The sequence below is a fragment of the Coprobacter sp. genome (assembly GCF_982436375.1).
In genome coordinates this window covers 1-3,529 of record NZ_CEWDCG010000262.1, presented here as the reverse complement: position 1 = coordinate 3,529, position 3,529 = coordinate 1, and the positions used below count along the sequence as shown (strand labels likewise).

3 protein-coding genes, 1 tRNA gene and 1 pseudogene are annotated in these 3,529 nt (G+C 38.7%); 3 read left to right on the top strand and 2 right to left on the bottom strand.

The window, feature by feature from the left end:
* Positions 1 to 122: 122 nt before the first annotated feature.
* The 3 genes from AC1WHX_RS11355 (at position 123) to AC1WHX_RS11345 (ending at position 2,076) form a co-directional block, all read left to right on the top strand.
* Positions 123 to 1,097 carry a polyprenyl synthetase family protein gene (locus tag AC1WHX_RS11355; RefSeq protein WP_303117045.1) on the top strand — a complete coding sequence of 325 codons (975 nt, stop codon included), beginning with the start codon at positions 123 to 125 and terminating at the stop codon, positions 1,095 to 1,097.
* 4 nt (positions 1,098 to 1,101) lie between these two features.
* Positions 1,102 to 1,866 carry a TatD family hydrolase gene (locus AC1WHX_RS11350; protein ID WP_270214207.1) on the top strand — a complete coding sequence of 255 codons (765 nt, stop codon included), beginning with the start codon at positions 1,102 to 1,104 and terminating at the stop codon, positions 1,864 to 1,866.
* Between the two features lie 122 nt (positions 1,867 to 1,988).
* Positions 1,989 to 2,076, top strand: a tRNA-Ser gene (locus AC1WHX_RS11345).
* A 38-nt stretch (positions 2,077 to 2,114) separates the two neighbouring features.
* Here the strand turns inward: AC1WHX_RS11345 and AC1WHX_RS11340 are convergent.
* Both AC1WHX_RS11340 and AC1WHX_RS11335 read right to left on the bottom strand, forming a co-directional pair.
* A complete protein-coding gene (locus AC1WHX_RS11340) occupies positions 2,115 to 3,155 on the bottom strand; it encodes a hypothetical protein (RefSeq protein ID WP_278585031.1) in 1,041 nt (346 codons plus the stop codon).
* Positions 3,156 to 3,316: 161 nt separating this feature from the next.
* Positions 3,317 to 3,529 (bottom strand): annotated as a pseudogene (locus tag AC1WHX_RS11335) (hypothetical protein); the annotation flags it as partial.

The following is a 3,529-nucleotide window of genomic DNA, read 5'->3' as shown; positions in this document are numbered from 1 at the left end:
GTATATATCTATTTGATTTTAATGGTAGAAAATGTATTACAGTTCTTTTTTCTCTTATCGAGATATATCTTTTCTAATGAAAAAAACGTATTTTTGAAACCAATAATCTAAAAAAAATCTGTATGGAAATCCTTGATAAGTATATAAAGGCTGTAAATGATGGTTTGGCGGCTGTTCCGTATCCTTCCGAACCCGATAATCTGTATGCGCCGATACGTTATGAGCTTTCTTTGGGGGGAAAACGTATTCGTCCGGTATTGATGTTGATGGCTTGTGAACTGTTCGGAACTGATTATCACCGTGCCATCTCTCCGGCTATAGGGTTGGAGATGTTTCATAATTTCACGTTGTTGCATGACGATGTAATGGATAATGCCGATGTGAGGAGGGGTAAACCTGCGGTGCACAAAGTTTGGAATGAAAATACGGCCGTATTATCGGGAGATGCCATGCAAATATTGGCTTATATGCAAATGTCCGAAGCTCCTGATTTTTGTAGAAAAGAAGTCCTCGATATTTTTTCAAAAACAGCTTTGGAAATTTGTGAGGGGCAACAATATGATATGGAGTTTGAAAGTCGGGATGACGTTTCGGAAGAAGAGTATTTAGAGATGATACGGCTTAAAACTGCCGTTTTGTTAGGCGGAGCGCTTAAAATAGGCGCAGTAATAGCCGAAGCTCATCCCTCTGATGCCGACCGTTTGTATCGGTTCGGTGAGAATATCGGATTGGCATTTCAGTTGAAAGATGATTATTTGGATGTGTATGGAGATCCTGCTGTGTTCGGGAAGAAAATAGGTGGCGATATTCTCAATAATAAAAAAACATATATGTTGATTAATGCATTGAGATTGGCTGAAGGTAAAGACAAAGAAGACCTTCTGTCATGGATTGGTGCAAAAGAGTATGACGCAAATGAGAAAATTCGTTGTGTAACGGACATTTATACCCGTGTAGGAATAAAAGAACTGTGTGAAAACAAGATGTGGGAGTATTATAAAAAAGGTACGGACCTATTGAAAGAAATAAATGTAGAACCTGAATACATAGAGCCATTGTTGGAACTTTCTGCGGTACTTATGGAGAGAGAAAATTAGGATTATGATAGATACGCATACTCATATATATCTTCAGGAATTTGATGAGGACCGGAGGGCTGTAATCGATAGAGCGGAGAAGTCGGGAATTACTCGTATGATTTTACCGAATGTAGATGTGGAAACTGTCGGTGCATTGCGACAAACATTGAACGATTATTCTTCATTATGTAAAGGAGCCATGGGATTACACCCGACTTCGATAAATCAAGATTATAAACGGGATTTGTCGTGTATTGAAGCTGAGTTGGACCGGGGAGAATATTGCGCTGTGGGTGAAATCGGTATGGACTTGTATTGGGACAAGACATTTTTAAGGGAACAGATCGATGCCTTTACTTCACAAGTACGTTGGTCTTGCAATAAGAAAATACCTGTGATAATCCATTGTCGGGATGCTTTTGACGAAACTGTTGCGGCATTAAAATCTCTTTCGTCGTTATCGTTGACCGGTGTTTTTCACAGTTTTGGCGGGACTCCCGATCAAGTAAAGATAATTCGGGAATTGGGAGATTTTTATTTCGGTATCAATGGTGTAGTGACTTTTAAAAATGCCCGTCTTGATGAAACGATAAGGGAGATAGGAGTCGATCGGGTTTTACTGGAGACGGATGCACCTTATTTAGCTCCTGTACCGTTTCGCGGGAAACGTAACGAACCTTCTTATATCGTAAAAACCGCAGAGAAGATTGCGGAAATATTGGGCCTTTCTAATCAAGAAGTTGAGGAGCGGACTTCCCGGAATGCTGAAATCCTGTTTAAATTGTAGTGGTGAATCAATCGTTAAAAAACATAAATCGATAAAATGCGGTTTGAATCTTTGTGACAAATCGTCTGTAAAATCAGAAAAAAGAGTATCTTTGCACCGCAAATGAAGATTCGCAGAATCTTGGAGTGATGCTCGAGTGGTTGAAGAGGCACGCCTGGAAAGCGTGTATACGCCAAAAGCGTATCGGGGGTTCGAATCCCCCTCCCTCCGCAAAGTAAATGTATGCCTGATAGGTTCAGATAATTTCTTTAAAAGTTTTCAAAAGGGGTTTTGATATTTGTTTTTATTGATTTTAACCATTTGCGATACATCTCTTCGGGCATTTTCCTATAACCTAAGCGGTGGATATGAGCATAAGCATCGTCCATTTTTTCTTTTAGCTTTTTAGCCTCTTCACACTCTTTATTGTCCAGATGTCGGTATTGCTTTGTCAATAATTCCGCTTTTATCAATAGTGCATTTATATAGTTAGGATAATGTTTGAGAGTCGTATTGCAGCAATCTTCGATGAATTTTCTGTTTCCGATTCCATATTTGTGCATATACCCTTGAGCCAAGTCGGTCAAACACAGTGCCACGGACTGTTTTAAAGATAGCGTATCGGTGTAAATCCCGTTACGTACTGCATCGAGATGAATATACCCCGACGCCATCAACCAAGCATCGGTAGGAAAATCCCCGGTTGTCAATTCAATATTGTACCAACCGATGTGTTGCGTTTTTGCTTTTATATACATGTGATTGGGGGCTAATGCTAACCAGCATTTTTCTCCCAGTTCGTCCATAATAAGTTTATAAAGTAGAGGCATCGAATGACAGTTACCTTTACCGGTTGCCATAAGTGTGGAGACAAACATGTTGCTCCAGTTTTTTTCTCCGGCAAAGTCATCGGCATTATATCCGAAAGGGAGATGATAGTAAACAGAGTCTCCCATTTGTATGGGTATGGTATCGGTCATAAAGGCGAATACGGCAGCTTGGGCGTTTACTGAAGATACATCGTTTCCGGAATAGATTATCCGTCCGGAATTGCTGACAGCTCGACAAAAATCCGCATATCGTTCGATTTGTTTGTAAAACAATTTTTTATTCAGTTTGTCGTTAAACCATGCGTTTTCTACACAATAGATTGCTTCTCTAAGATTTAGTGATTCTTTTCCTGAAAGCATATTTGTCAATCTGTTTTGAGCCGATCGATAGTATAAATCGTTCGACTGAGCTTCTGCTCTGAACATTACAGAAAGTAGGATCGATATTAGGGAATATTTAAGAAAATAAAGTTTTTGCATTTTGATTTCGCTTATTTATTTTTTTATCGTTTATCCATGTGGATTTAAATTGAAATAGACTATTAAATAGTAAGGCGCTGTTCGTTGGCACAGTATTTTCCATCCATTATTTTCTGTATATTTTATTGCAAGCCTTAGAGAATCTCTTGTCCGAGCTCTTGTCATCTCGGATTGAAATACAGACCGATTTTCTCGATCTCTTTTTTAAGAATGCATTTATCTATATTACTGTTGAAATACATATAGTAATCAAACCCGAATCGGACATAAAAATCTTTTTTTTTGTTGGTCAGATCACAGTTCATAAACTCCCTTAAATTTAAACGTACGGCTTTCTCTATTTGGGAGATATGTATGCGCATGTCTTCCTTTAT

Excerpts from the sequence above, each read along its gene's own strand:
- AC1WHX_RS11355 (WP_303117045.1), top strand. The coding sequence starts at position 123 with ATGGAAATCCTTGATAAGTATATAAAGGCTGTAAATGATGGTTTGGCG.
- AC1WHX_RS11350 (WP_270214207.1), top strand. The coding sequence starts at position 1,102 with ATGATAGATACGCATACTCATATATATCTTCAGGAATTTGATGAGGAC.
- AC1WHX_RS11340 (WP_278585031.1), bottom strand. The coding sequence starts at position 3,155 with ATGCAAAAACTTTATTTTCTTAAATATTCCCTAATATCGATCCTACTT.